Raw genomic sequence first — 23,312 nt, 5'->3', positions numbered from 1 at the left:
CCCCGCCCTGGCAGGGACCCGCCACTCAACAGGCGCCACGGACCAGCACGGCAACCGGCGCGTGTGCGTACCTCACCCGTGCGCACTCCTCTGCCCGGCACCCACCGGGCGGCATCCCCAGGACGGGACGCAGGCCGGTGCGAGGTCCCGGAAGGCGGGGCCGGACAGCATGCGCAGACCGCTGCACAGCACCGCTTCGTCCACGTGTCCGCCCTCCGGCATGGCGGGCGCAGCCGCCCGCAGCGTCCGGGCACAGAAGTCCGCCACAGCGTTCCCGCCCCGCCGCTGAGGACGTGCGGTGTGCACACCGAGGTCCGTCACTCCGGCCTCGCCGAGGGGTCGTGGACACGGCCCCGACCTCTCGACTCCCATGTCGCTGCCGCGCCGGCCGGGCCACGCTGCGGTGAGGCTCTGTCAGCGGCGGTGGCTACCGTTGTGACCATGATCGATGCCGAGGACGTCCGCCGCACCGCCCTTTCCTTTCCCGAGACGGTGGAGAAGGAAGCGTGGAGCATGCCCACGTTCCGCGTGGCCGGGAAGATGTACGTAACGATCCCCGACGACCAGACCTCGTTCGCCGTGCGCTGCCCCCGGCACGAGCGTGCCGAGCTGATCGCCTCCGAGCCGGAGAAGTTCTGGGTGCCGCCCCACGAGGCGAGTTCGGCGTGGGTACGGGTACGGCTCGCCGCACTGGAAGACCTGGACGAGCTGCGCGACATCCTCGTCGACTCCTGGCGGCAGGCCGCGCCGGACCGGCTGGCCGAGGAGCACCCCGAACTGAGACCCGCCGGGACGGCGGACAGCTGAGCCGGGCACCGGGGGACCCGGCCTGCGTTTCCCTGGCCGGGGAAACGCAGGCCGGGGGCGGCGCCGACACCCGGCTCACGGCTCCCCCGTCGGCGCGGGCGGCCCGCATCGGGGGGCGCTGCTCGTCGGGCACCCGGGTAGCCCGATCGTCGACGCGCCGGGGTGACCGGACCCCTGACGGCGGTGGCCTCGGGCGCGCATCGCCACGTTTCCGCTGCGCCTGCACGACCTGCTGCGGGGCCGTGAACACCTCCTGCTGCTGTACGGCACGGGCCGGACGGGGAGGTCACGCGTCAACTCCTCTCGGCGGTCGCGGGAACGACGGACGGCCGGACGGACGGGTGCGTGGAGCGCGCGGCCGGGCGCCGCACGGCGACGGCGTGCTGCCGGTGTACCGCGACATCCGGCGCGGATTCACCTTCCGAAGCCGCCGCGCGGCCGCAGCGCCCAGCCGGGGAAGCGGGACGGGGAAGCGTGACGGGAAAGCCCGGGGAGACGCACGTCACATGCGCTCATGTCACACCCCGGCGAGCTGCCGCGTCAGAGGTGTGTAACCACCCACCACGACAGAGGAGTTCACCATGGAAGCCCGCTTGAACCTCTTCGGCAGCCCGATCGCGACCACGTTCGTGAAGTACCTCTCCGCGGCGGGCAAGGGCATCTGGGAGTCGACGCTGCCGGCCTCGACGCAGGAGCTCGTGAAGATCCGCGCCAGCCAGATCAACGGCTGCGGCTTCTGCCTCGACATGCACTCAAAGGAAGCCGCGCACGCCGGGGAGACCTCGATACGCCTCAACCTGGTCGCGGCCTGGCGGGAGGCGAAGGTCTTCACCGAGGCCGAGCGGGCCGCCCTGGAGCTGACGGAACAGGGCACCCGCATCGCCGACGCGGCCGGTGGTGTCACGGACGAGGCATGGGCGAACGCCGCGAAGCACTACGACGAGGAGCAGCTTGCCGCCCTGGTGTCCCTCATCGCCCTGATCAACGCCTTCAACCGCCTGAACGTCATCGTCCAGCAGCCCGCGGGCGACTACCGGATCGGCCAGTTCGGATAAGCAGGAGGCCCCGGCCGGACCGCCCGGCGGTCCGCCCGCTCCGCGGGGGCCCGGGGACGCGGCCAAGGAGGCAGGTTCTACGCCGCCCCCTTCGACGCTCCCGGGCCGACAGCCCGCTCGCGCCCCCAGGCGGCGAGCGGTTCGAGGGCCTCGTTGAGACGGATGCCGTCCTCCGTCAGTGCGTACTCGACGCGGGGCGGCACCTCGTCGTAGGAGACGCGGTGCACGATGCCGTTCGCCTCCATCTCCCGCAGGTGGGAGGCGAGCACCTTCTCGGTGATCCCGGGCAGCATCCGGCGCAGCTCGCCGAAGCGACGGTGCGGCCGCTCGTGCAGCGCCCACAGGATGAGCACCTTCCACTTGCCGCCGATGACCTCCATCGCGCTGTCGATCCCGCAGACGTGCCCCTCGGGACCGCCCGGCCGGTTGAGCGTCGCCATGCCCCACCCCTCTGACCTGTTCACTCACCCCGGGGTAACCACCCACTCCCAAGTGCGTACTTGATCACCACCGGGCCCGGGACCAGCCTAGACCGCATGACGCACACAACCGCGGAGAAGACCTCCCTCACCGTCCTCGGCCTCGGCGCGATGGGTGCCGCCCTGGCCCGTACCTGGCTCGCCGCCGGCCATTCCCTCACCGTCTGGAACCGCACACCGTCCCGCGCCGCTGCCCTCGGCGAGGAAGGGGCGGCGGTCGCCGGCAGCGTGTCCGATGCGGTCGCGGCGAACCGGCTGGTCGTCGCCTGCCTGCTGGACGACGCCTCGATCGGCGAAGCGCTGGCCGGCGTCGACCTGGCCGGCAAGGACCTGGTGAACCTGACCACCAGCACCCCCGCTGAGGCCCGCACCCGTGCGGTGTGGGCGCAGGAGCGCGGTGCCCGTTACCTGGACGGCGGCATCATGGCCGTCCCACCGATGATCGGTGTCCCGGAGGCCGGCGGCTACGTCTTCTACAGCGGCTCGCGGCAGCTGTTCGAGCAGCACCGGGAGACGCTCGGCGTCCCGGCCGGCACCAGGTACGTGGGCGAGGACGCGGCTTTCGCGGCCCTGCACGATGTGGCCCTGCTCAGCGCCATGTACGGGATGTTCGCGGGCGTCTCACACGCGTTCGCCCTGATCCGCGACGAGGACATCGACCCCGTGACGTTCGCCCCGCTGCTCGCCGACTGGCTGGTGGCGATGGCTCCGTCGGTTCACCAGACCGCCGAGCACCTGAGCACCGGGGACTACACGCAGGGCGTGGTCTCCCACCTCGGCATGCAGGTGGCCGGGATCCCGACCTTCCTGAGCACCGCGGAGGAGCAGAAGGTCAGTCCTGAACTCATCTCCCCCTTCTTCGAGCTGATGCGCCGCCGGCTGGCCGAGGCCAGTGGTGACGAGAGCCTGACCGGGGTGGTGGACCTGCTGCGCCGCTGATGGGCTCGGTGTCCGTCACCGGTGGACGAGGTCGATCAGATGCCGGACGGCGTCGGAAGGGTCGGCCGGGTGGACCAGTTCCGTACGGTGCACCAGCCGCGGTCCGTGCACCGGTACGGCCGCGCCCGTGAGCGTGGCGGCGAGCGACAGGGGAAGAGCCGTGAGGCCATGGCCGGCGGCGGCGAGCGCGGCGAGGCCGTGCACATCGGTCCCGCGGTGGCGGATCCGGGGCCGGAAGCCGTCGGTGCGGCAGACGGCACGCAGCCGGTCGAGGGGGACGGCGGTGTCCGGGGCGTCGATCCAATGGGCTTGCGCCAGGTCGGTCAGGCGTACCGAACGGCGCCGCGCCAGCGGATGGTCGTGCGGGAAGAGCACCGCCAGGGCCTCCTCGGTCAGGGCACGGGTGGTCGCCGGTCCGAGGTCGGGCAGCGGGAGCGGGTCGCTGGGTGCGGCGACGCCGTCGACGAGGGCGACGTCCGCGCGCCCCGTGAGCACGTGCTCGATCACCGCTTCCCGGCCCTGTACGCGGACCTCCAGGTCCAACGGCCGCGTGGTGCTGTGGAGATGGGCCAGTGCGTGTGCCACGGAGGATCCGAGCGCGGCCGGCGAGCAGACGAGGGTGAGCCGACTGGAGCGGACGTGCTGGAGGCGGGCGATGTCGGCGCGGGCCGCGTCCAGGCGGAGCAGCAGGGCGGGGGCGTGTTCCATGAGCCGCGTTCCGGCCGGGGTGGGTGCTACGGGGCGGCGTTCGACCAACCGGGTGCCCAAGTCCGTTTCGAGGGCGGCGATGTGCTGGGAGACGGCGGACTGGGTGTAGCCGAGGGCCGAGGCGGCGGCGGAGAAGGAACGGTGGTCGAGAACCGCGACGAAGGTGCGCAGCAGGTGCGGATCCATGTCCATCAGTATCGCTTATGCGAGTTCCAGAGATCATCGTTGGACCTGATGCGGGCCTGGGCCGCAGCATGGTCGTCATGAACCGCACCGCACGTATCGCTCTCGTCGGGGACCGCTCCGACGCCGTTCGCTCCCACACCCGTATACCCGGTCTTCTGGAGGCCCTTCGCGTACACGAGGGGCTGGACCTGGACGCCTACTGGATCCCCAGCGAGGACGCCGACCAGGGCATGGACGGCTTCGACGCGGTCTGGGTCCTGCCCGGCAGCCCGTACCGGAGCGAGGCCGGCGTGCTGGCGGCGATCCGCGCCGCGCGGGAAGGCGGTGTCCCGTTCCTGGGCACCTGCGGAGGGTTCCAGCACGCGCTGCTGGAGTTCGCCCGCAACGTCTGCGCCATGTCGCACGCGGGCCATGCCGAGAACGACCCGGACACCGCGGACGGGAACGCCGTGGTCGTCCCGCTGTCGTGCTCCCTGGTCGGTCACGAAGGCACCGTCGAGATCGCGCCCGGCTCACACGCCGCCCGCCTGCTCGGCGCTGCGCGCACGCAGGCGCGCTACCACTGCAACTACGGCCCCAACCCCGACCACCTCGAAACGCTGCGCGCCCATGGCCTGGCCTTCACCGGCACCGACGAGTCCGGCGACATCCATATCGCGGAGCTTCCCGGCCACCCGTTCTTCCTGGCCACCCTCTTCCAGCCCGAACTGGACGGCGACGGCACCCGCGCCCATCCGCTGATCACGGGACTGGCCGCGGCGGCCGTCGCCCATGCCGGCACCGGGTGAGCGACGCGCACACCTGACGCGCCGTCGCCCCGTCGTCCGGCGTCAGGGTTTCGACCGGGCCCGGCCTGCGCGGCCCCGATGCCTGGAGGAACGCGTCCGGGCGCGGCAGTGGCCGGACGACCGTACTGCGGTGTGGTGGTCGGAGTACGGCCACAGGCCGATCGCCACGAGTCCGACGGTCGGCGGACGGCCCCGGTCACCCGGCAGCCCGCCGGGGCGGGCTCCAGTCGTCGGCCGAGACCGGGAGCGTGTTCGCTGTGTCCGCATGCCGTCCGGCGGCGGCCATGACCGCGAGGCACAGCATCGTGAAGAGCATCAGCGACCGGGGCGGAGGCCGTCCACCGCGAGGAGGTCGGCGGACACCGTGAAGTCGATCCGCGTCGAAGGGGGGTCGAGCCATGCCGCGTGGCGTGCCCGGGCATCGGGGACGGGGGACGCCGGAACCGGGGTTCTCAGCGGGCCGCCCCGTGTGTCCGGCGCGGACCTCGGTGCGCGTCCATCACGTCGCGGCACGTACGGGCCGGGCCTCTACGCCGTGCGCGGCCACGGAAATGAAGGGGCCGGGCTTCCGGGCGGCAGGGGCGGAGGACATGTCTATTCGGGACTGCCGGCAGCGCCCTCCGGCGTCAGGCGGTGCACGGAGCTGCCACCGGAACTGCAGGCGTTGGCCGCGAGAACGTCGATCATGCGGCGACGGCGACGCAGTTCGAGGGTGTCGATCCGCCCCATGCGGGAGGCCTGCGCCGGCAAGAAAGCCGACAGCGCCATGCAGGCCGATCCGCACGCAAGCAGCAGCCACAGCGCCATGTCCATTGCGAAGTCCCTTCCTGTGCCCGGCGGAGAAGGCCGGGCGAGCTCGGTTTTTTCCCGCACACCGCGGGCAGCACTGGACATAACGCGTTGGCATATGACGGGTTACGCGGGACTTCCGCTCAACCACCGTACGGCCCTGTCCCGCAGAGCCGGGGACAGCCCACCCCCCGGACCTGCGGCGCGGCACGGCTGGGCGGCCCCCGGCGCGGACCGCCTCCCCGGACCGGTCGGTCAGTGCGGCTCCGTCCGCCGTACGCACTCGATCGCCGGCACCGGCACCGGCACGAGCGGCCGGTGCCGAACCGTTTCACCTGGCGCCGCTCGCACCCGTGCCGGGCGAGCCACGGCCGAGCAGGCGTCAGGGGGAGGCGTCCAGGACTGCCCGCAGGGTGCGCGCGAACGGTTCCGGCGCGCCCTGCTGGCCGAACTCACCGCCGAGGAAGCCGCCGTGGTGGCTGGGGAAGACGGTCGGCTCGGTGCCCAGTCCGGCGGCGACCCCCGCGGCGGAGCGGCCGGGGAACTGGTCCGCGGACTCCTCGCCCACCGCGACCACGATCCGTGTCGAGGCGGTACGGAGCGCGGCGAAGTCGGGCCGGTAGGCCGTGCAGCCCCGCATGTTCTGGCCCAGCAGCGGGTCGTCGCGGGAGCCGTCGTCCTCCGCGGGCAGGCCGAAGGCCGCCGGGTCAGGGGCGGGATCGGTGGCCCAGTCGTCGCGGAAGGGGCCCTTCCGGCTGACCACCGCGAGGAATTTCGCCATCGCGGGGCCCATGCCGTCACGCTGGTAGGTCGCGTGGACATCGGCGCAGACGGCCAGGGCCGCTTCGCGGTCGGGGAGGACCTGCGCCGTGGGCGGCTCGTGCGCGACAAGGGTCCGCACCAGGTGCGGGTGGCCGGCCACGAGGGCGAGCGCGTTCACGGCGCCACCGCTGCTGGCGAACAGGTCGACCGGCCCCGCTCCGAGTGCCTCGATGACCCGGCGCAGGTCGTCGGCGTGCTCCTCGGGCATGGTTTCCGTCGCGCCGTCGGTCCGCACGCTGCGGCCGGCTGCCCGCGGGTCGTAGGTCACGACGGTCCGGTCGGTGAAGTACGAGGCCAGCGTGGCGAAGCCCTCGGCGGTCATCGGCGAGCCGATCAGGAAGAGCGCGGGGTGGTCGGTCCCCTCGTCCGCCGCCCGGCGCCGTATGTCGTAGTGGATGGTGGCACCCGGCGCTTCCAGCGCGTGGGTTTCGGTGGTGATGCCGGTCTCGGTGGTGATGTCGGTCTCGGTGGTGATGTCGGTCATGATGCTTCGCTCCGAGGTCGTCGATCCGGGACGGGTACGGCTCACTTGCCGCTGCCTTCGGCAAGCGTGTGGGCCACGAGCGCATTGGCGTGGCCGTGGCCCATGGCGTGTTCGGACTTGAGCCAGGCGACCAGCTCCATGTGCTTCGTGAGGGGCGATGAGCGGATGAGAGCCTTCCACTCCGCGACGGGGCGGCCGTACCTCTTCTCGATCGAGGGGAAGTAGCTGGCGGGGCCATTCACGGTGCCGGACATGCGTGTGTTCCTTCTTCTGCTGCTGGTGGCGAGGAGGTACGAGCGGCCGGCAGTGCCGCCGCGGTCGGGGGCAGCCGAGGTGGTCCGCCTCGGTCACGGAACTGGACGGTGTGGTACTCCGTGGAACTGGACGGTACAGTACTCACGTCGAACTGGACTGTCCAGTACCGAACTTGGAGGCGGAATGACCACGGTCGAGCAGGGAAGGTCGGCGCACAAGCATCAAGCGATCATCGACGCCGCGACGAAGGTGTTCCTGGACAAGGGCTACTCCGGCACCAGCATGGACGACATCGCGAAACGTGCCGCGGTGTCCAAGCAGACCGTGTACAAGCACTTCGCCGACAAGGAGAGGTTGTTCGCCGACATCGTCCTGGCCACCACGGACCGCATCGACGCCATGGTCGACCTGGTGGCGGACGTCCCGGCCGACGCCGCCGCCCTGGAGGACAACCTCGCACGCCTTGCCCGGCAGTTCCTGACCGCGCTCACCCAGCCCGAGGTCCTCCAGCTGCGGCGCCTGATCATCGCCAACGCCGACAGCTTCCCGGAGCTGGGCGCCGCCTGGTACGAGCAGGGCTTCGAACGCGTCCTCGCCACCCTGGCGGCCACCTTCCGGCAGCTCGCCGAGCACGGACTGCTGCGCGTCGACGACCCACTCCTGGCCGCGCACCACTTCTCCGGCCTGCTGCTGTGGATCCCGGTCAACAAGGCCATGTTCCACGGCAGTCCGCAGCACACCCAGGCCGAACTCGATCATTACGCCACCGCCGGGACGCGCGCCTTCCTCGCCGCCTACCGCTGAGGCCGGGTTCATGGCCGGCACGGACCGCGGACACTCGGCGCCCGCCTCCCGGTCGCCGGTACCGGCACGTGTCCGGGTCCGCAGCAGGAGCACCGGTGTCCGGATCCGTCAGCGGCGGGCAAGGGTGGTCGGAGTGGGTGTGGGCGTGGTGGGCGCCGGGCTCGGGTCCGGCGTCTGGGGCGAGCAGCTGCCGTCCGACACACGCAGCCCCTTGCCGGCGCCGGCCGTACGGCTCACGACGTCCGGTACGCAGCCGGCGGCGTCCAGACCGTAGGCGTACGGGATGCCGACGGTGGTGTTGGAGCGCGGGTCGGGCCCCGCCGGGTTGTGGTCGCCGTCGCGGGCGGACCAGGTCACGTTGTCGAAGATGTTGCCACCGACCTGCCAATAGCCGGCGGCGCCGGGTCGCGCCACCCGTTGCATGCGGACGACGTGCTCGCCCCGCCCGGGATGACGCATCCACGCGTCACCGCAGACCCGCGCTTCGCCGGCCTCACGCAGGCGCCCCGGCGTGCTCGGGCCGTCCTGCACCAAGGAGCCCGACGGAGGAAACCGGCCCTGCGGCGTGTCCGATGGGAGATCCGCTTCGCCCGGCGGCCTACTCGCCGACCGCTCCGTCGATCGCCTCGCGCAGCAGGTCAGCGTGGCCGTTGTGCCGTGCGTACTCCTCGATCATGTGCGTGAGGACGTAACGCAGCGAGATTCTCTCCCCTCGGTATTCCACCGTGTCATCGAGGGACGTGAAGGCGTCCGTGACAGCACGGGAGCCCTCACATTGAGGGTGCCCTGCGCTGGTCATCACTCATCCAGCGATCATGTCAAGGGATGGGGCCACCGTGCGACCGCGGTCCGGAGGGCGGGCATGTCACGAGGCCGGAAGCGCTACAGCATTGCGGGACAGCCCTCAGGCCTGCTTCGTCCAGCGCTGCGACGCCTCCCCGGCGCATGTCTTCGTCACCAGGCCGCTGCTCATGCCCAGATCGAGGCAGCCGCCGCCGTAGTCGCTCCGGAGGCTGCCGCCCGCACCCGCACGCCAGAGCCGGCCCGCGCCCTGGGCACAGTCGCCCACGAAGACGGCCTGGCCCAGTCCGTTGGAGTACAGGCATTGACCGGTCTGCTGGTTGACGAGTTTGAAGGAACCGTCGGATCCGCTCCGCACCGTCCACCGGGCCGTGGAGTCCGCGCAGTCCTGATGGTCGGCGGCGCCGTACACCTGGGTGATGCACGCACCGTTGTCGCCGTTGCGGTAGCGGTAGGTGCCGGAGGCAGGAGGCGGGGCGGGGGCGGGTGTCACGCTTCCGGAGCCACTGGTTCCACCCGAACTGCCGGAGGTGCCGGAGCCATTTGAGGCGCCCGAGGTACTTGAGGTGCCGGAGGTGCCGGAACCACCCGAGGCGGCCGCACCGCCGGAGGTACCGGAGGCGGCGCTTCCGTCCGTGCCGTCCTGCGCGCCGGTGCCCCCGGTGCCCGCGCCCTGGGATCCGACCACGCCCGGCTGCCCCTGCTTCCCCGCGTCGGATCCGGGCTTTCCGCCGGCCGGAGACGCACCCGGTGACACCGCGCCCGACGGGGTCCCGCTCGCCCCGGGCGGTGACGAGCCGTCCGGCGCCGGAGCCGGGGCGGAGGGCGTGGCCTGCGCCTCGGCCCGCGGCGGAGATGCGTACGGCAGATGCTGGATGGCGAGGGTCGTCCCGCCCACGACCACCACGGCCAGGACGGGGAGGACGAAGACGCGGTTGCGGCGGCGCTCGGGACGCTCCAGCCGGCCCGGGCGGGACTTCGCACCGGGCTCCCGCTCCTGCTTCGGCTCCGGCTCCGCCTCGGGCTCCGGGCTCCCCTCCGTGAGCGGGACCGTCGGCGTGTCGACGGCCTGCACCTCCGCGGCGAAGGCGGCCCGCTCGGCAAGGCGCCCGGTGACGGCTTGCGGCCACAGCGGAGTGGTGGACGAGCCCTGCCGCGTCGCCCGTTCGAGGAGCTCGGCGGCGGTCGGGCGCCCCTCGGGGTCCTTGTCGAGACAGGCCGCGACGACCTCCGCGAGGTCCGGCTCCAGCTCCCGCAGCGGCCCCAGGCCGGGCTCTTCGTGGACGATGCGGTACAGCACGCCGTGCCCCGACTCGTCGCCGAAGGGCGGCTGACCGCACGCCGCGTAGGCGAGGACCGAGCCCAGCGCGAACACGTCGGTCGCGCCGCTCAACCGCCGTGAGCCGGACGCCTGCTCGGGCGCCATGTAGGCGGGCGTGCCCACGACCATGCCGGTCCTGGTCAGCTGGCTCTGCTCGGCGGCGCGAGCGATGCCGAAGTCGATGAGGGTGAGACCGTCGAGGGTCAGCATGATGTTGGACGGCTTGAGGTCCCGGTGCACCATGTCGAGCTCGTGCACGGACGCCAGCCCTGCCGCCACCTCCCGCAGCAGCAGCCACAGCGCCGGCACGGGCAAGGGTCCGCCGTGCACCTCGAGGGCCTCCCTCAGGGTCAGCCCGGGGACGTACGCGGTGGCGAACCACGGGGGCCGCGCGGTGCGGTCGCCGGCGATCAGCGGCGCGGTGGCCCGCGGGGGCAGCCGGGAGATGTTGTCCAGCTCGTGCCCGAAACGGCGCAGGAAGTCCTCGTCCTCGCCCACGACGGAGGCCAGCAGCTGCTTGACGGCCACGTACCTGCCCTCGTGGACCCCGAGGTACACCCGCCCCATTCCGCCGGCTCCGAGCCGGCCCGCCAGCGGGATCGGCCCGATGCGGTGCGGATCCCCCGCCTCCAGCGGCTCGGCGCCGCTCCCCTGCAGCTCCACCACGTCAACCCCGTCAGAAAATTGGAATGCTTTTCTAGAACGTCATCATAGAACCAGATCATGGTGCCGACGAGCACGGAGAATCAACACCCCTTGTTCACGGGCGTGTTGAGCTGAAACGCCGCCGTGCCCGCAGGCCGACGAGCGGTGCCACCAGCACGCACGCTCCGTCGTTTCGAGGAATCGCGAAAAGCTCGCCGCCCCTCCCCCGAGCACACAGAATCGCAGGGTGGCCCGCGGTACGGAGAGCCCATCGGGCACCGCGCCCGGGCCGGGTCGGCAGCTGCCGCCACCACGCGTCGAAGCCCTCGGCACACCGAAAGGAACGTCCATGCGCACCACCCTCGCCGCTGTCATCGGCGCAGCGACAGTCTTCATCGCCCTCACCACCGGGGCGGCCCACACCGGCACCCCGAGCGACGGCACCCCGCTCGCCGGCGGTCCGTACACATCGCACGTCGTCGGTCCCGACTCCACCGGCGGGGCCGACGCGGGCGCCGCACCGGTCCGCAACCCCAGCCCGCTCGGCTGAGGCCCTCGGTCACCGCGGGGTGGCCGGCGCCCCGGTCCCCGCCCACCACAGCCGAAAGGTCGTGCGCACCAGGAAGAAGAACAAGCTCATCGGCGTTCTCGGATTACTCTGCGCCGCGCCAGCCATGCTGTTCGCCACCACTTCCCCGGCGGCGGCGGGCTCGGGCGGCAACCGGTGCCTGTAAATCTCGGCGCCGGGCGACGGCTACATCCATTCGACCCGGAGCTGCGGCGCCATCGGGTACTACCACATCCACTACTGGGCGCCCGGCCTCGACCGCAACGGGACCGAGTACTCCTACGGGGGAGGCAGGATGTACGGCAAGTTCCCGGCCTCCCTGCCCGACGGCACCCGGGTCTGCGCCGAGCTGTGACGCAACAACGGGGGAGGCAACTTCGGTTCGTTGGGTCTTCCCTGCATCACCGTGGGCTGATCACGACCCGGGGGCGATGAACGGCGGGGGGCTCCGCAGGGCTGCGGAGCCCCCTCACCGGACGTCCAACGCCAAGGCGATCAGCCGCGCTGCGGCCGCCTACTGCGCCGCCACGATGCGCTCGACCGCCGCCGTCACCAGTTGTTCGCGCTCCGCCTCCGTGAAGACGTCCGGCAGGGTGAGCTGCTCGACGATCAGCCAGTTGAAGGCCAGCATGAGCAGCTTGACGGCCACGGCGTCGCCGGGGAGACCCGAGGCCTCGTGGTAGGCGACGTTGGCGTCGACGTCGGCCCGGACCCGCTCGGTGAGGACCTTGCGCAGTTCGGGGCGGCGGGTGGCCTCCAGGCGGAGTTCGAGCAGTGCGAGGTAGCCGGTGCGGAAGGCGGCGACGCGACCGACGACCTCCCTCATCAGCTCCGCGTACGCCTCCCGGTCGCGGCCGGCCGCCTGCTGGCGGGCGATCATGGCCTCGTCGGGCTGGAGCCGCTCGTAGACACGGGCGCCGGCCTGGGTGAGCAGATCGTCGCGGCTGGCGAAGTAGTTGGACGCGGTCCCGGCGGGCACGGCGGCCTCATTGTCGACCGCCCGGAAGGTCAGACCTCGGGCCCCCTCCCTGGCCAGCACCTCGATCGCCGCGTCGACGAGGGCGGCACGCCGCTGGTCGTTCCGTCTCACCATTGACACCACTCCAGCTGTAGTACTACGTTGGTGACCACTACAAAGAGAGTACTACAGATGGAGTTATTCAGGATGCGAAAGCTCGTGTACTACGTCGCGGTCTCGCTCGACGGCCGCATCGCCGGCCCCGGCGGCGAGTACGACTTCTTCCTGACCGCCGGTGACGAACGGCAGAGCGCCGCCTACAGCGCCTGGGTCAACGCCCTGTACCCGGAGACCGTCCCGACCGCCTACCGCGCCGCCGCCGGCCTCACCGACGCGCCCAACCGGCAGTTCGACACCGTCGTCATGGGCCTCGGGACCTACCGCGACTCCCTCGACAGGGGGATCACCAGCCCCTACGCGCACCTGCGCCAGTACGTGGTGTCCAGCACGCTCCAGCCCGGCACCGACCCGGCCGTCACCGTCGTCCCGGGCGACCCGGTCGCCCTCGTCCGCGAGCTCAAGCGGGAGAAGGGCAACGGCCTGAACGTATGGCTCTGCGGCGGCGGCAAGCTCGCGGGCGCCCTCCTGCCCGAGATCGACGAACTGGTGGTCAAGAGCTACCCGGTGGTGACGGGCGCCGGGATCCCGGCCTTCGACGGCGCCTTCGACCCCACCGTGTTCGAGGTCGCCGAGCGCACCGCCTTCCCCAGCGGCGTCACCCTCACCCACCTCACCCGCCGTTGAGCCCTTCGTGATCACCTCGCCGACGGGCCGGCGACACGCAACGGACGAGGACCGGCTGACCTAGAGTTCGCCGAGGGGGCGTTTGTAGTAGCGCCAGGGGAAGGATCCGGGGCCGACCTGGATCCAGCCCTCCTTCTCCATCCGGCGGTGCCGGGAGCCGACGGCGAAGGGCACCCGGCGGTGCTCCCAGGGGTGGTCGGACCTCTCCACGACATGGAAGAGCGGCCCGTAGTCCACCACGTGCCAGCCGTCGCGGCCCGCTTCGGCCAGGGCCTGCATCTCGTTGAAAGCGGTCAGCGGCGTGAGCACCCGCCGCTCCGCGGCACCGCCGGAGACGTCCGGTCCGGGGCCCTTGCCGGCGAACCGCTGCTGCGCCGCCTGCCGGCTCACACCGAGGACGCCGCCCACGGTGTCCCAGCTATGGCCTGCGGCCCTGGCACCCTGGACCGCTTCGCGCAGCAGCCGGCTCATCTCCTCGGCGCCGACACGGGTGGCGGCGACCAGCCGGAGATAGCTGCGCGGGTCGCGCTCCAGCGAGTCGGCCAGCCCCTCCGGTGCGTCCAGCACGGCGGCCGCGACCGCTTCCCGGATGCGGAGGACCTCTTCCTCGCCGAGCAGTTCGGCCTCCTCCTTCATCGTCGCCCGCCCGTCTCGGGCGCGCCCAGCGGCTCCAGGGCGTCGAGCGTCTCCAGGTCGCGCCGCAGGCGCGCCGCTTCCGCTTCCGCCTCGGCGGTCCGGTTCGTCACGACCGACGCGCCGATGAGCGCCCCCATGGCCAGCACGATCAGCAGATCGGCGCAGATCAGGGCGATGAAGGCCGGAGTCGAGAGGTCGTCGGCGAACGAGATTCCCACGGCGATCAGCGCGGTGGCGGCGGCGAGCAAACCAGTGGCCGCCGACGGAACAGCGAGCGTGGGGCGAGTCGAAGTGGTCATGACGTCAAGGTTGCCTTGACAAGCCGCTTCTTGTCAAGGATTCCTTGACAAGGAGCGGCCGGCCGCGGCGCACGGCCCGTCCCATCGCGGCCTGAAGTGTGCTGTCGCACAGCGCGCGCCCAGTAACCTGTCCCCGGGTGATCACACCGGGGGCGAACGTGAACGAGGACGCAAGACCCGATCTGCGCGAGGTGCCGACGGGCGCCGGGGCGCCGGGGCACGAACCCGCGGCACCGGCATGGCCGGTGTGGCGGCCGGACTACCCCCGCCACGCCCCGAGCCGGGAACCGTATCTGCTCGCCGCGCTGCGCATGACGGCGCCGAGCGGGCGCTTCTGGCAGCAGCACCGCCTCGTCGAGAACGCGAATCTGCGCGTCCGGCTCGTCCCGCTGCTCGGGACCCTTCCCCTGAGCCACTCCTTGCTCCAGGAACCCCATGGCGGGCAGCCGTGCCGCTTCCTCCACTCCGAGCTGCGGATCTGGCGCGATCCCGACCCGGAGCGCTGGCCCAACACCCTCTACCGCCAGTTCGTGGAGGACGACGGATTCCGGCAGGGGCTCGGCGAAGTCACCCTGACGCTCCGGCTCCTGACGCCGGAGGGCCACGGCTTCGTCTGCTCCCGCACCGTAAGCGAGTGCAACATACGGGCCGACGGGCGGCTGCTCCTCACGCAGGTGCCCGAGCGTGTGCCCGAGCGGTGACGACGGCCGACGGCGGTGCCCGCTCGCACCGTTGCACCGCCGGCCCGCGGAAATGGTTTGCGGGCCCGGCTCCCGGCCGCCGAGAGTGACCTGATGCGATCCGATCCCCTCTTCACCGTCCGTCCGGCCACCCTCGGCGACGCGCCGCTGATATGCGCCCTGCTCAACGAGATCGACACCATCGAGACGGGCCGGCCCGACACGGACCTGCACACCGTCGAGGCCGAGCTCGCACACCCGGAGATCGAGCTGCGCGAGGATTCCTGGCTCGCCTTCACCGGCGACCGTCTCGTCGCCTACGCCCTGGTGTGGGACGACTCCCGTGCCGAACGCATCGATGCCGACCACTACGTGCTGCCGGGACACGACGCCGCCGGGGAGCGGCTCCTGGCCACGGCCGAGGAGCGGGCCGCGGCCCGGGCGGGTGCCAACGGCGCGTCCCGCGCCGTGCTGCACCTGCACCTCAACGCCCGGCCCACCACCGACGTGGACATGCTGGGCCGACGGGGCTGGCTGCGGGTGCGGCGCTACCACGTCCTGTCGCGCCCGCTGTCCGATGCCGATCGCTCCGTGCCGGAGCCTCCACCGGGTCTGGTGCTGCGCGACTGCGCCGACGAGGCGGACCGGCGGCGCGCCCACGCCCTGGTGCAGGAGACGTTCAGCGAGCACTTCGACCACCAGCCGCGTACGTACGAGCAATGGCTCGACGACATCGCGGGCGCCCACGTCGACTGGTCGCTGGTCTGGGTGGCCTCGCTCGGGGCGGACGACGTCGCCGTGCTGTTCTCCCGCAACGACCGCCAGAGCATGGGCTGGATCAACAACATCGGCGTGCGTCCGCCGTTCCGGGGCCGCGGGATCGCCGGCCACCTGCTGCGCCACGCCTTCGCCGCGTACGCCGCACGCGGCCGCGACACCATCGGACTCGGTGTGGACACCCGGAACGAGTCGGGAGCGCTGCGGATCTACGAGGCGCACGGCATGCGCACCGACTACGCGGTCGACACCTGGGAGGTGGTCCTGCCCGCACAGCTCCCCACGGCCTGACGGGCCGCGGGGAGCGAGCGGGGCCTGCGGCGCGGGCGCGCCGGGCCGTCGCGCGACGTGGTGTCCGGCGAGCGCGCGAGCGCCGGACCCGTACCGTCATGGGTCAGAACGACTGCACCATACGGGCGAGTTCGGCGACGGCCGCCGCCAGCGGTGCCGCGGGCTGTGCGAAGAGCGTCAGCCGTTCCAGTGCGCGTCGTACCACTCCCGGCTCGGGTGAGCCCTCGTCCAGCTCCTCACGGAGCCTGCGCAGCTCGGCGCGGGGTGCCTCCTGGTCCGGCAGCGCGGCCCGGTGCTCCTCCAGCAGGCGCTCGATGAGGAGGATCAGGGCGTCCACCTGCGCGCGCTGGTCGGCGGTCGGAGCCTGCACGGAGATCCGGCCGGCCACCGCCCTCGCGTTCGGGCCGACTGCCTGGTTGGCGACGTGGCTGTGGCCGCCGTACTGCTGCACCCCGAAGTTGAGCACCTGGGAGGGCTCGTCGGGAGACTGATGGGGTTGACCGGACACGTTCTCCTCCTGTTGCTGGACGGTGCCGGGTGCCACCCGACGACGACGCCGGCTGTCACCGGACCGGGCCGGAGCCGGTGGCTTGCGCCGGCGGCGCCCCGGCCGCGGCGGTGGCGGATTCGGCGGTGGCCCGGGCGCCGGGGCCCACGGCCTGATTGCCCACCACGCTGACCCCGCCCGTCTGCAGGACGCCGTGGTTCAGGATGGTCTGGGTCTGGGCACGGAAGTCGGCCGTGTCCACGCCGTGCTCGTCGAGGAAGTCCCGCACGGCCGCCAGTACATGCCGGTCGAGGGCGTGCAGCGCCCGCCGGGCGTCCCCGGACTGGAAGTGGTGGAAGTACTCGGGGCCCTGGGCGTCCTCGCGGACGCTCACCCGGGCGCCGCGGTCGAAGGCGGGGTCCTCCAGGGCCGCTCGCAGCTCCCGGCGCAGACGGCGGGGTCTGCGGTACTCGGCGAGAGCGTCGGACAGGCACGACCAGGGGGCGGCCCACAGCGCGCCACCGGTGCGCCGCAGTGCCGTGAGGGCGAGGGAGGGGCTGCGTCCGGTACGGGGGTCGGCCGGTGGCAGCAGGTCGACCGAGTGGAGCTCGCGCCGCACCGGCCCGAGCACGAACTTCTCGCAGCGCAGGTGCAGCGTCCTGCCCACGACCGCCACGTGCAGGAAGTGGCTGGGTACCACCTCGCCGCCCCACAGGGGCACATGGGAAGCCAGGCAGTGCCGGGCCACGCCGTCCGGGTGGAGTGCGATCCTCCGCAGGTCGTCGGCGGACAGCCGGGTGGCGGGAGCGAGCAGGGGGTCGGGAAGGAGAGGAGGCTCCTGGGCCAGTTCCCGGCCGCTGACGAAGATCCGGTCCTCCACCACCAGTCCCGTGAGGCGCGCGCCGTCGCCCGGTGCCTGAGCGCGGCGGACCGGCCCGCTCCTCTGCGCCCGTACTGCCGGTCCGGTGGCCGGCGGCGCGCCGTCCGCAGCCTCCTGGAGGCGGTGGCGCAGGCGTTCCACGACGTCCCAGGCGTCGAAGCCGGCGACGCTCCGCGGGAGTTCCGGTCCGGTGCCTCCCGGCGGGTCGGACGGCAGCAACGGCAGGGCCAGGGCCCATTCCGATTCCCGCCTGCCGTACCCGATGAACGGTGAGAAGCCGCTGTAGCACGTGACGTTGCCCCGCTGGGCGTCGGCCACGGCCGCGATCCTGGAGGCCGCCCACGGTTCCACCGCCCCGGGCCGGGGCAGCCCGTCCGGGTCGAACGCGTCCCTGCGGAGCGCTCCCCGCATGCGTGCGTCGACGTCCGTCTCCTCGTCCAGCACGATACGGAGGGCCAGCGCGGCCCCGGCGAGGCCGGCGAGGAGCGGTGGGATGCCGAGGAGGTAGCCTCCGGTCAGCCAGCGCAGCAGGCCCGGAAGCGGAAGGGCCGACAACGCCATGCCCGCCGCCGCACCGGCCAGGAGCAGCGCTGTCGCCGCGCCGGCCAGCCGCCACACGGCCTCGGAGGTCCGCGGCAGGTCCCGTCCCCGTACCGGGCGGCGCTTCGCCCGCGGTGCGGCGGCACCCCCGAGGACGCGCAGGGCGAGTGGGGCGAAGAGGAGCCACAGCGGGCCGAACAGCGCGATGAGACCGTAGGCCGCGGCCAGCCTGCGGTCCCGCCGGCGGCGGAGCCGGCGCGCCGTGAGACTGTGCCGAGCCACCGGGACGAGATCCACCCCGGGCGACACGGCGATCGCACCGAGCCCGTCCCCCAGCACGCCCTCGACCACGCGGCGGACGAAGACCGGATCGGTGTAGGCGGCGGCGCACAGGTAACGGGTGACATCACCCGGCACGGTCCCGGTGGCGACGGCCACGGGTGCGTCCGGTGTGGAGGTGCCCATGGGGGTGCTCCGTTCACGGGTACGGGTCGGCGTCCGGCGCCGGCACCGCGGCGCCGCGGTGCCGGCCCTGGCGTACACGACGGCGATGAGCAGGCCCAGTGGCAGGCCGAAGAGGAGGCCGTCGACGGTGAAGTTGACGAGGACGGCGGAGGCGTCACCCCCGAAGGCGATGAGGACCTCGGGACCGGAGGTGGCGATCACGGCCCACGAGAGGACCGTGCTGAGGAGGGAGATGAGGAAGCCGGTACCGAGGGCGGCGACCCACCGGATGCCCGGCGTCGGCGCCCGGCCCACGAGCCGGGGTACCAGGGCGAGGACTCCGAGGAGCAGGCCGGCGAGCGCCGTGTAGTTCCGCCACGTCACGACATGCGTGAGGTCGTCGGACGTCACCGGCGTGGACCACTGCGGGACGAACAGAGCCCGGTGCAGCAGTAACAGCACGCCCTCGTGCGGCCACCACTCCAGTAGCAGCTCGCGCGCCCAGGGGCTGCCCACCGCCACCAGGATCCCGCACAGGAAGACGGCTCTCCCCTTGTCGCCCGCTCGCCTCATGGCTCCCCCTGCCCACCCGAGACTCCGTACTCTAGGAAGCCGGCGCCCGGATGTCAGCCGAATGCGTGACAACGGGAAGGCGCTTTCCGGCCGGCCGGGCAGGCTCCCGAGGGCGGAGCGAACTGCCTTTTCCGCAGGGCCTGTTCGCGGGGGCCGCAGGTCGGCGAGGACCGGCGGCGCGGTGCACGGGAGCCCGCAGCGCGGACCTGAGACGTCGTCAGGCGTAGACCACGCTCACCGTGCGGAAGCCCAGGGAGCGCAGCAGGCCCTCCAGCATGGAGGTCGTGTTCTTCTCCGCCCGTGCGGTCAGGCCGCTCTCCCGGGCCGCCTCGCCGATGCGGCGGGCGGCCAGCCGGTGTACCGCGCGTTCGTCCGCGGGGTTGTCGGAGAACAGGTCTCCGAGGCGGTCCAGCAGCCCCCGCTGCTTCGACACCGCGTACGAACGCTCGGGGTCGAGAGCCGGCGCGCCGAGCCGTGCGCGCGGGAGGCGCAGCGTGACGGTGGTGCGGTCCTCGTCGACCGTGACGTTCTTCGGGCCGGTCCGGCCGAGGTCGACGTACGCGCTCACCGAGCCGGCGCCGACGTACAGCGTCCGGGTGCCCCGGAGGGCGTCGGGCAGGAACTTCGCGTCCTTCTCCAGGTCGACGACGATCTGGTAGGTGCCCACCGCGCCCTCGTAGCGGCTCATGTTCTGGATCGAGGTGAGGAGCGCGGGCCCCGAGCGGTCCCGGGTCTCCTCACCGAAGAGGTCACCGAGACCGCGCAGGGGGCCGAGGCGCACCGCGAGCACCAGCAGGAGCAGCAGGCAGAGGAGTACGGCCGGGACCGTGATCCACCACCGCGGGCGGGCACGGCCGGCGCCCGGTGGGCGGCGGGTGGTCGTGTCGAGGGTCTCCACACGCCCCTCGTGCCCGCGCTCGTCATGAACACTCCCGGGAAGTCGCCGTACACCCGGCGGGCCCTGGCGCCGCTGCTGCAGGCACGTGGTCCGGGGCCAGGCCCCTCAGCCTCCCGGGCCGGCCGTACGGCGGCTCCGCTCCCCCGAGCGGGCGGGTGCGGGTGCCGTCAGCAGACCGAGTTCCTGGGCGCGCAGGACCGTGCTCAGGCGGTCGACGGTGTCGAGCTTGCGGTAGAGGTTCTGCAGGTGCTTGTGGACCGTCCGCTCCGAGATGCGCAGCCGGCGGGCGATGCCGGTGGCGGGCAGTCCGCTCGCGAGCGCCCCGAGGACAGCCGTCTCACGGGGTGTCAGCCCGTACCGGGCGGGGTCCGTCCGTTCGGTGCGCCGGCAGTGTCCCAGGAGCCGGGCCTGGGCGGCGGCACCGGACAGGAGGGGCTGCACCTGCGCCGCGTACAGGCGTTCCTGGGGACGGAAGTCGGCTCCTGCGCGATGGATGATGAACCCCTGGACCGTGCTGCCGGAGGCCGGAAGCGGAATGCCGAGCATCTGGTCCGTGCCGAGTTCCTCGCGCAGCGCGACGGCCGTTCCACTGCGCCGCCAGGTCCGCTCCCCCGCGATCTCGGCGGCGGTCCGCGGGGCCCGGTCCGGCGTCGTGCCGTAGTGCCCGGCGAACGGAAAGCCCTCCCTGATGTGCCGGGCGGCCTCCGCGCCCAGCACGTCCGGTTCCGGGGAACCCCTGCGCCAGGCGGTGACGGCGCCGCCGGCCGGGGTCCATTCGACGTCCTTCCTGAGCAGGAGCGTGCCGTCGAGGCTCTGCAGCAGCTCCGAGGAGATCAACGGCCAGACGTCGTCCGGACATCCGGCTTCCAGGACGCCCACGGCGAGGTCCAGCATCCGCTTGTAGGCGCTCGTCGGCAGGTACGGCACGGTCTCCCCTCCATGGTCCATACGTACTTCTACCCATGGAAACCGCGAAAGCCCCGCTGCCATCGTGGGCGTACCGGACATCCCCACCGGGCCGCACGACCGCCGCAAGCGCAAGTCCACCCCCACGCACCTCTGTCCCGTGACAGTAGTCCGGAAGGAGACCGATGACCCGTATTCCCTCCATCGTCCGTGCACTCACCGCCGCGGGCCTCATGGCCGTCGCCGGTGTGACGGGCGGGCTGGCCGCTGCCGGTCCGGCCGCGGCCGCCGGAACCGGCGCGCTGGCCTGCGGCTGGGATCCCGACGCCGCCGCGGGGATCGCCTACTACAACCACTGTGCCGACACGAGGGTCGTCATCCGCGTCGAGCGGCACGGTGCACCGGGCTACGACCAGTGCGTCGGACCGGGGCGTACCTATCTCGGCCCCACCTCGATCGTCAAGTACGCCTGGTACGCGGGCCGGCTCTGCTGACACCCGCGGCCCCGGTCCGGACGCCCCGCCGTATCCCGCCGGACGCCCCGCCGTATCCCGCCGGCGGGGCGTCCGCTGTTTCCGCGGCCGGCCGGCGGACGCTACCGGGTCACGAGGTGTGCACCTCCAGGGCGGCCCGTACGGCCGACTCCAGAGCCCCTTCGATCCAGGCCGGCTTCACGGAGGTGTGGTCGCCGGCGAAGTGCAGGGGTCCTTCCGGGGCGGGGATGGACGGCAGGAGCTCCGTGTGCTGTCCGGGCAGGAGCACGGATGCCTCGCCGTAGGCGTACGGGTCGCGCAGCCAGCTCTGGGTACGGCCGGCACCGGTGTAGAAGACCTCGATGCGCTGCCCGTAGACCTGCTGCATGCCGCTCAGGGCGTGCGGGTAGCGGGCTTCGTCGGGCAGCGAGTCCCAGCGCAGCGCGTCGTCGGCCCAGCTGTACGAGGCGAGGACCACGCCGCCGCGGCTGCCGGGCACGGGGTGGGAGGGATGGAACATGAAACGGTTGGCGTTGTCCGTCACCGAGCCGCCGCCGCGGACGTGCGAAGCCTCGGGCTGGTCGCGGGTGGTGTGCCGGTTGGCGGCGTAGTGGACGCGCTGGGCGGGGGTGATGTACCCGCGGGGTACGGAGGGGTGTGCGCCCAGCAGGCTTCCGTCCGCGGCGGCGCCGCCGGCGCGGTAGGCGTCGTACAGCTCCGGGCCGATCAGGCCGAGCTCCCGCTTCCAGTCCTCCTCGCTGAACTCCCACCAGCGGCGGCTGAATTCGAGGAGGACCTTGGTCGCGCAGTCGTAGTGGAGCTCGGTGACGGCCCGGCGCTTGGCGTAGGACATCAGCGGCGCCACCTGCACGTGCCGGAGACCCGAGAACGGGACGGTGACGACGGCGGCGTCGGCGGTGAACTGCTCGCGCACGACCGGGCCGTCGCGGCCCTCGGAGACGGTGTCGACCCACACGTGCGGGCCGTCGGCACGGACGTGCCGCACGTCGCCGTCCGGCCGGCCGGGGTCGAAGTACTCGATGCGGGTGACCCGGCGGTCGAAGCGCACCAGGTCGCGGACGTGGCCCAGCAGCGCGTCGGGCAGGACGGCCGTTCCGCCCTCCAGCTCCCAGAAGGCCGTGTCGGGGCTGATGAGTGAGGACCCGGTGAAGCTGTGGATGAAGGACAGGGGCAGTCTGGAGGTGAGGTTCTCCAGGGTGCCGACGAGGTCGATGGTGCGCTCGTCCAGTCCGGCGTGCTCGGTGAGGAACCGGAACATGGACCAGTCGCCGAAGCGCTGCACGACCCGGGCCCAGCCCTGGACGCGCTCCGGCAGGGGCTTGTCCACCCGCTTGCCGTCGGCGCCCACGTGGCTGAACTCGTCGCGCACGGGGTCCAGGGCCCGGCGGAGGATGGTCGCCGCGGGGGTGTCCCAGTGGGCGCGCGGGACGGCGAAGGACCGGTTGATCCGGCGCGGCGCGCGGGCGTAGTCGGCGCGGCGCATGCGGATGCCGTTGACGTGGATCCACGTGCGGCCGGCCGGGCGGCCGTCGGGATCGACGTCCACGTAGTGGAACCGGCGCTTGGGCAGGCCGAGCCGGTCGATCAGGCCCATCACCAGGGGGTGGCTGCCGGGGATGCGCATGGCTCCCGCTTCGGCGTACTGGGCGGGATCCGCGAAGGGCTGCGGCGCCTTCTCGTGTCCGCCGGTGCGGAAGGTCTTGATCCGCCCGCCCGCGCGGTTGCCGTTCGCCTCCAGGACGGTCACCCGGTGCCCGGCGCGCCGGAGCAGCCATGCGGCCACCATGCCGGACGGCCCCGCGCCGACGACGAGGACCTTCTTCCCAGGGCCGGTGCGCCGGGGCAGGCCTTCCTCGAGGATGCGCGCGTAGCCGGGGACCAGGGGCCGGTCGTGCTCGTCCACGACGAGCAGGGCGCGGGCCACCGCCAGGCACCGCTCGAAGTCCGCCGCCCGCCCCTTGGAGCCCGGGGAGGGCGGGGCTGCGGGCGCGGGCGCGTTCGCGGCCGCCGCGGGGGTCACCGATGCGGCGCCGGCGGTACCGGCGAGGGGGTCGTCGCGAACCGGCGCCGGGACAGCGGCGTTCCGGAAGTCAGGTCCTCGTGATCTTGAGTCATGCGCCCTTCCTAGTGGAGTGGGGCGCGGCGTCACGGGGATACCGGGCAAGGCCCCCCGAACAGGGGACGGCGTCAACTC

General features: G+C 72.6%; 24 protein-coding genes and 2 pseudogenes. 10 read left to right on the top strand and 16 right to left on the bottom strand.

The features are described 5' to 3' along the window. The first annotated feature begins 441 nt into the window (after positions 1-441). Both IH00_RS0132320 and IH00_RS0132315 read left to right on the top strand, forming a co-directional pair. Positions 442-807: an MmcQ/YjbR family DNA-binding protein gene (locus IH00_RS0132320; protein WP_031079642.1), complete on the top strand. Its 366-nt coding sequence runs from the start codon at positions 442-444 to the stop codon at positions 805-807. A 581-nt stretch (positions 808-1,388) separates the two neighbouring features. After that, positions 1,389-1,862, top strand: a complete 474-nt coding sequence (locus tag IH00_RS0132315; RefSeq protein WP_031079641.1) for a carboxymuconolactone decarboxylase family protein — start codon at positions 1,389-1,391, stop codon at positions 1,860-1,862. A 77-nt stretch (positions 1,863-1,939) separates the two neighbouring features. Here IH00_RS0132315 and IH00_RS0132310 read toward each other — a convergent pair whose 3' ends face one another. Further along, positions 1,940-2,302 (bottom strand): winged helix-turn-helix transcriptional regulator, encoded by a 363-nt coding sequence (locus IH00_RS0132310; RefSeq protein ID WP_031079640.1) that lies wholly within the window; start codon positions 2,300-2,302, stop codon positions 1,940-1,942. A 96-nt stretch (positions 2,303-2,398) separates the two neighbouring features. Between IH00_RS0132310 and IH00_RS0132305 the strand changes: the two genes are divergently transcribed. Beyond that, on the top strand, positions 2,399-3,280 hold the full coding sequence (locus tag IH00_RS0132305) for an NAD(P)-dependent oxidoreductase (protein ID WP_031079639.1): 882 nt from the start codon (positions 2,399-2,401) through the stop codon (positions 3,278-3,280). A gap of 15 nt (positions 3,281-3,295) precedes the next feature. On the opposite strand, the gene IH00_RS0132300 is transcribed toward IH00_RS0132305, so the two are convergent. Next, positions 3,296-4,174: a LysR family transcriptional regulator gene (locus tag IH00_RS0132300; protein ID WP_039947652.1), complete on the bottom strand. Its 879-nt coding sequence runs from the start codon at positions 4,172-4,174 to the stop codon at positions 3,296-3,298. 77 nt (positions 4,175-4,251) lie between these two features. On the opposite strand from IH00_RS0132300, the gene IH00_RS0132295 reads away from it, so the two are divergent. After that, the gene (locus tag IH00_RS0132295; protein ID WP_031079637.1) at positions 4,252-4,962 is read left to right on the top strand and encodes a CTP synthase C-terminal region-related (seleno)protein; all 711 of its coding nucleotides are present in this window, start codon (positions 4,252-4,254) and stop codon (positions 4,960-4,962) included. Between the two features lie 594 nt (positions 4,963-5,556). Here IH00_RS0132295 and IH00_RS0132285 read toward each other — a convergent pair. From IH00_RS0132285 to IH00_RS0132275, 3 genes are all read right to left on the bottom strand, one after another. Further along, on the bottom strand, positions 5,557-5,775 hold the full coding sequence (locus tag IH00_RS0132285) for a hypothetical protein (protein ID WP_031079636.1): 219 nt from the start codon (positions 5,773-5,775) through the stop codon (positions 5,557-5,559). A 358-nt stretch (positions 5,776-6,133) separates the two neighbouring features. Then, on the bottom strand, positions 6,134-7,057 hold the full coding sequence (locus IH00_RS0132280) for an alpha/beta fold hydrolase (protein ID WP_031079635.1): 924 nt from the start codon (positions 7,055-7,057) through the stop codon (positions 6,134-6,136). Between the two features lie 41 nt (positions 7,058-7,098). Next, positions 7,099-7,311: a DUF4287 domain-containing protein gene (locus tag IH00_RS0132275; RefSeq protein WP_031079634.1), complete on the bottom strand. Its 213-nt coding sequence runs from the start codon at positions 7,309-7,311 to the stop codon at positions 7,099-7,101. A 184-nt stretch (positions 7,312-7,495) separates the two neighbouring features. Here IH00_RS0132275 and IH00_RS0132270 point away from each other — a divergent pair, with 184 nt between their 5' ends. Further along, entirely contained in the window at positions 7,496-8,116 is a 621-nt protein-coding gene (locus tag IH00_RS0132270; protein ID WP_031079633.1) for a TetR/AcrR family transcriptional regulator, read from the top strand. A 126-nt stretch (positions 8,117-8,242) separates the two neighbouring features. On the opposite strand, the pseudogene IH00_RS40880 reads toward IH00_RS0132270, so the two are convergent. The 3 genes and pseudogenes from IH00_RS40880 to IH00_RS0132255 form a co-directional block, all read right to left on the bottom strand. Further along, positions 8,243-8,515, bottom strand: a pseudogene (locus tag IH00_RS40880) (pectate lyase); the annotation flags it as partial. Between the two features lie 199 nt (positions 8,516-8,714). Next, positions 8,715-8,882 (bottom strand): annotated as a pseudogene (locus IH00_RS42215) (DUF664 domain-containing protein); the annotation flags it as partial. Positions 8,883-9,020: 138 nt separating this feature from the next. After that, positions 9,021-10,904, bottom strand: coding sequence for a serine/threonine-protein kinase (locus tag IH00_RS0132255; RefSeq protein WP_031079630.1), 1,884 nt, complete (start codon positions 10,902-10,904; stop codon positions 9,021-9,023). Positions 10,905-11,232: 328 nt separating this feature from the next. Between IH00_RS0132255 and IH00_RS0132250 the strand changes: the two genes are divergently transcribed. Continuing rightward, positions 11,233-11,433 (top strand): hypothetical protein, encoded by a 201-nt coding sequence (locus tag IH00_RS0132250; protein WP_031079629.1) that lies wholly within the window; start codon positions 11,233-11,235, stop codon positions 11,431-11,433. A 532-nt stretch (positions 11,434-11,965) separates the two neighbouring features. On the opposite strand, the gene IH00_RS0132240 is transcribed toward IH00_RS0132250, so the two are convergent. Next, a complete protein-coding gene (locus IH00_RS0132240; protein WP_031079628.1) occupies positions 11,966-12,544 on the bottom strand; it encodes a TetR/AcrR family transcriptional regulator in 579 nt (192 codons plus the stop codon). Positions 12,545-12,616: 72 nt separating this feature from the next. Here IH00_RS0132240 and IH00_RS0132235 point away from each other — a divergent pair, with 72 nt between their 5' ends. Next, positions 12,617-13,213, top strand: coding sequence for a dihydrofolate reductase family protein (locus tag IH00_RS0132235; protein ID WP_031079627.1), 597 nt, complete (start codon positions 12,617-12,619; stop codon positions 13,211-13,213). A 60-nt stretch (positions 13,214-13,273) separates the two neighbouring features. Here IH00_RS0132235 and IH00_RS0132230 read toward each other — a convergent pair whose 3' ends face one another. Beyond that, entirely contained in the window at positions 13,274-13,849 is a 576-nt protein-coding gene (locus IH00_RS0132230; protein WP_052411796.1) for a hypothetical protein, read from the bottom strand. Further along, complete coding sequence (locus IH00_RS0132225) at positions 13,846-14,148, bottom strand: hypothetical protein (RefSeq protein ID WP_158828050.1); 303 nt, start codon at positions 14,146-14,148, stop codon at positions 13,846-13,848. Before IH00_RS0132225 ends, IH00_RS0132230 begins: the two co-directional genes overlap by 4 nt. Positions 14,149-14,285: 137 nt before the next feature. Between IH00_RS0132225 and IH00_RS38010 the strand changes: the two genes are divergently transcribed. Continuing rightward, the gene (locus IH00_RS38010; RefSeq protein ID WP_234335035.1) at positions 14,286-14,849 is read left to right on the top strand and encodes a hypothetical protein; all 564 of its coding nucleotides are present in this window, start codon (positions 14,286-14,288) and stop codon (positions 14,847-14,849) included. Positions 14,850-14,942: 93 nt separating this feature from the next. Then, positions 14,943-15,896: a GNAT family N-acetyltransferase gene (locus IH00_RS0132215; protein ID WP_031079623.1), complete on the top strand. Its 954-nt coding sequence runs from the start codon at positions 14,943-14,945 to the stop codon at positions 15,894-15,896. A 103-nt stretch (positions 15,897-15,999) separates the two neighbouring features. Here IH00_RS0132215 and IH00_RS0132210 read toward each other — a convergent pair whose 3' ends face one another. From IH00_RS0132210 to IH00_RS0132195, 4 genes are all read right to left on the bottom strand, one after another. Next, a complete protein-coding gene (locus IH00_RS0132210) occupies positions 16,000-16,404 on the bottom strand; it encodes a hypothetical protein (protein ID WP_052411807.1) in 405 nt (134 codons plus the stop codon). A 55-nt stretch (positions 16,405-16,459) separates the two neighbouring features. Continuing rightward, complete coding sequence (locus tag IH00_RS0132205) at positions 16,460-18,820, bottom strand: hypothetical protein (protein ID WP_052411795.1); 2,361 nt, start codon at positions 18,818-18,820, stop codon at positions 16,460-16,462. A 217-nt stretch (positions 18,821-19,037) separates the two neighbouring features. After that, the gene (locus IH00_RS0132200) at positions 19,038-19,718 is read right to left on the bottom strand and encodes a DUF4230 domain-containing protein (RefSeq protein WP_031079620.1); all 681 of its coding nucleotides are present in this window, start codon (positions 19,716-19,718) and stop codon (positions 19,038-19,040) included. Between the two features lie 105 nt (positions 19,719-19,823). Continuing rightward, on the bottom strand, positions 19,824-20,666 hold the full coding sequence (locus tag IH00_RS0132195; RefSeq protein WP_063835459.1) for a helix-turn-helix transcriptional regulator: 843 nt from the start codon (positions 20,664-20,666) through the stop codon (positions 19,824-19,826). Between the two features lie 143 nt (positions 20,667-20,809). Between IH00_RS0132195 and IH00_RS38005 the strand changes: the two genes are divergently transcribed. Then, positions 20,810-21,118, top strand: a complete 309-nt coding sequence (locus IH00_RS38005) for a DUF6355 family natural product biosynthesis protein (RefSeq protein WP_039947632.1) — start codon at positions 20,810-20,812, stop codon at positions 21,116-21,118. Between the two features lie 109 nt (positions 21,119-21,227). Here IH00_RS38005 and IH00_RS38000 read toward each other — a convergent pair whose 3' ends face one another. Next, entirely contained in the window at positions 21,228-23,138 is a 1,911-nt protein-coding gene (locus IH00_RS38000) for a flavin monoamine oxidase family protein (protein ID WP_052411793.1), read from the bottom strand. Positions 23,139-23,312: the final 174 nt, after the last annotated feature.

The sequence above is a fragment of the Streptomyces sp. NRRL S-118 genome, from assembly GCF_000716335.1.
In the GTDB taxonomy this organism is placed as follows: Bacteria; Actinomycetota; Actinomycetes; order Streptomycetales; family Streptomycetaceae; genus Streptomyces.
This window is presented reverse-complemented; position numbering and strand designations above follow the sequence as displayed.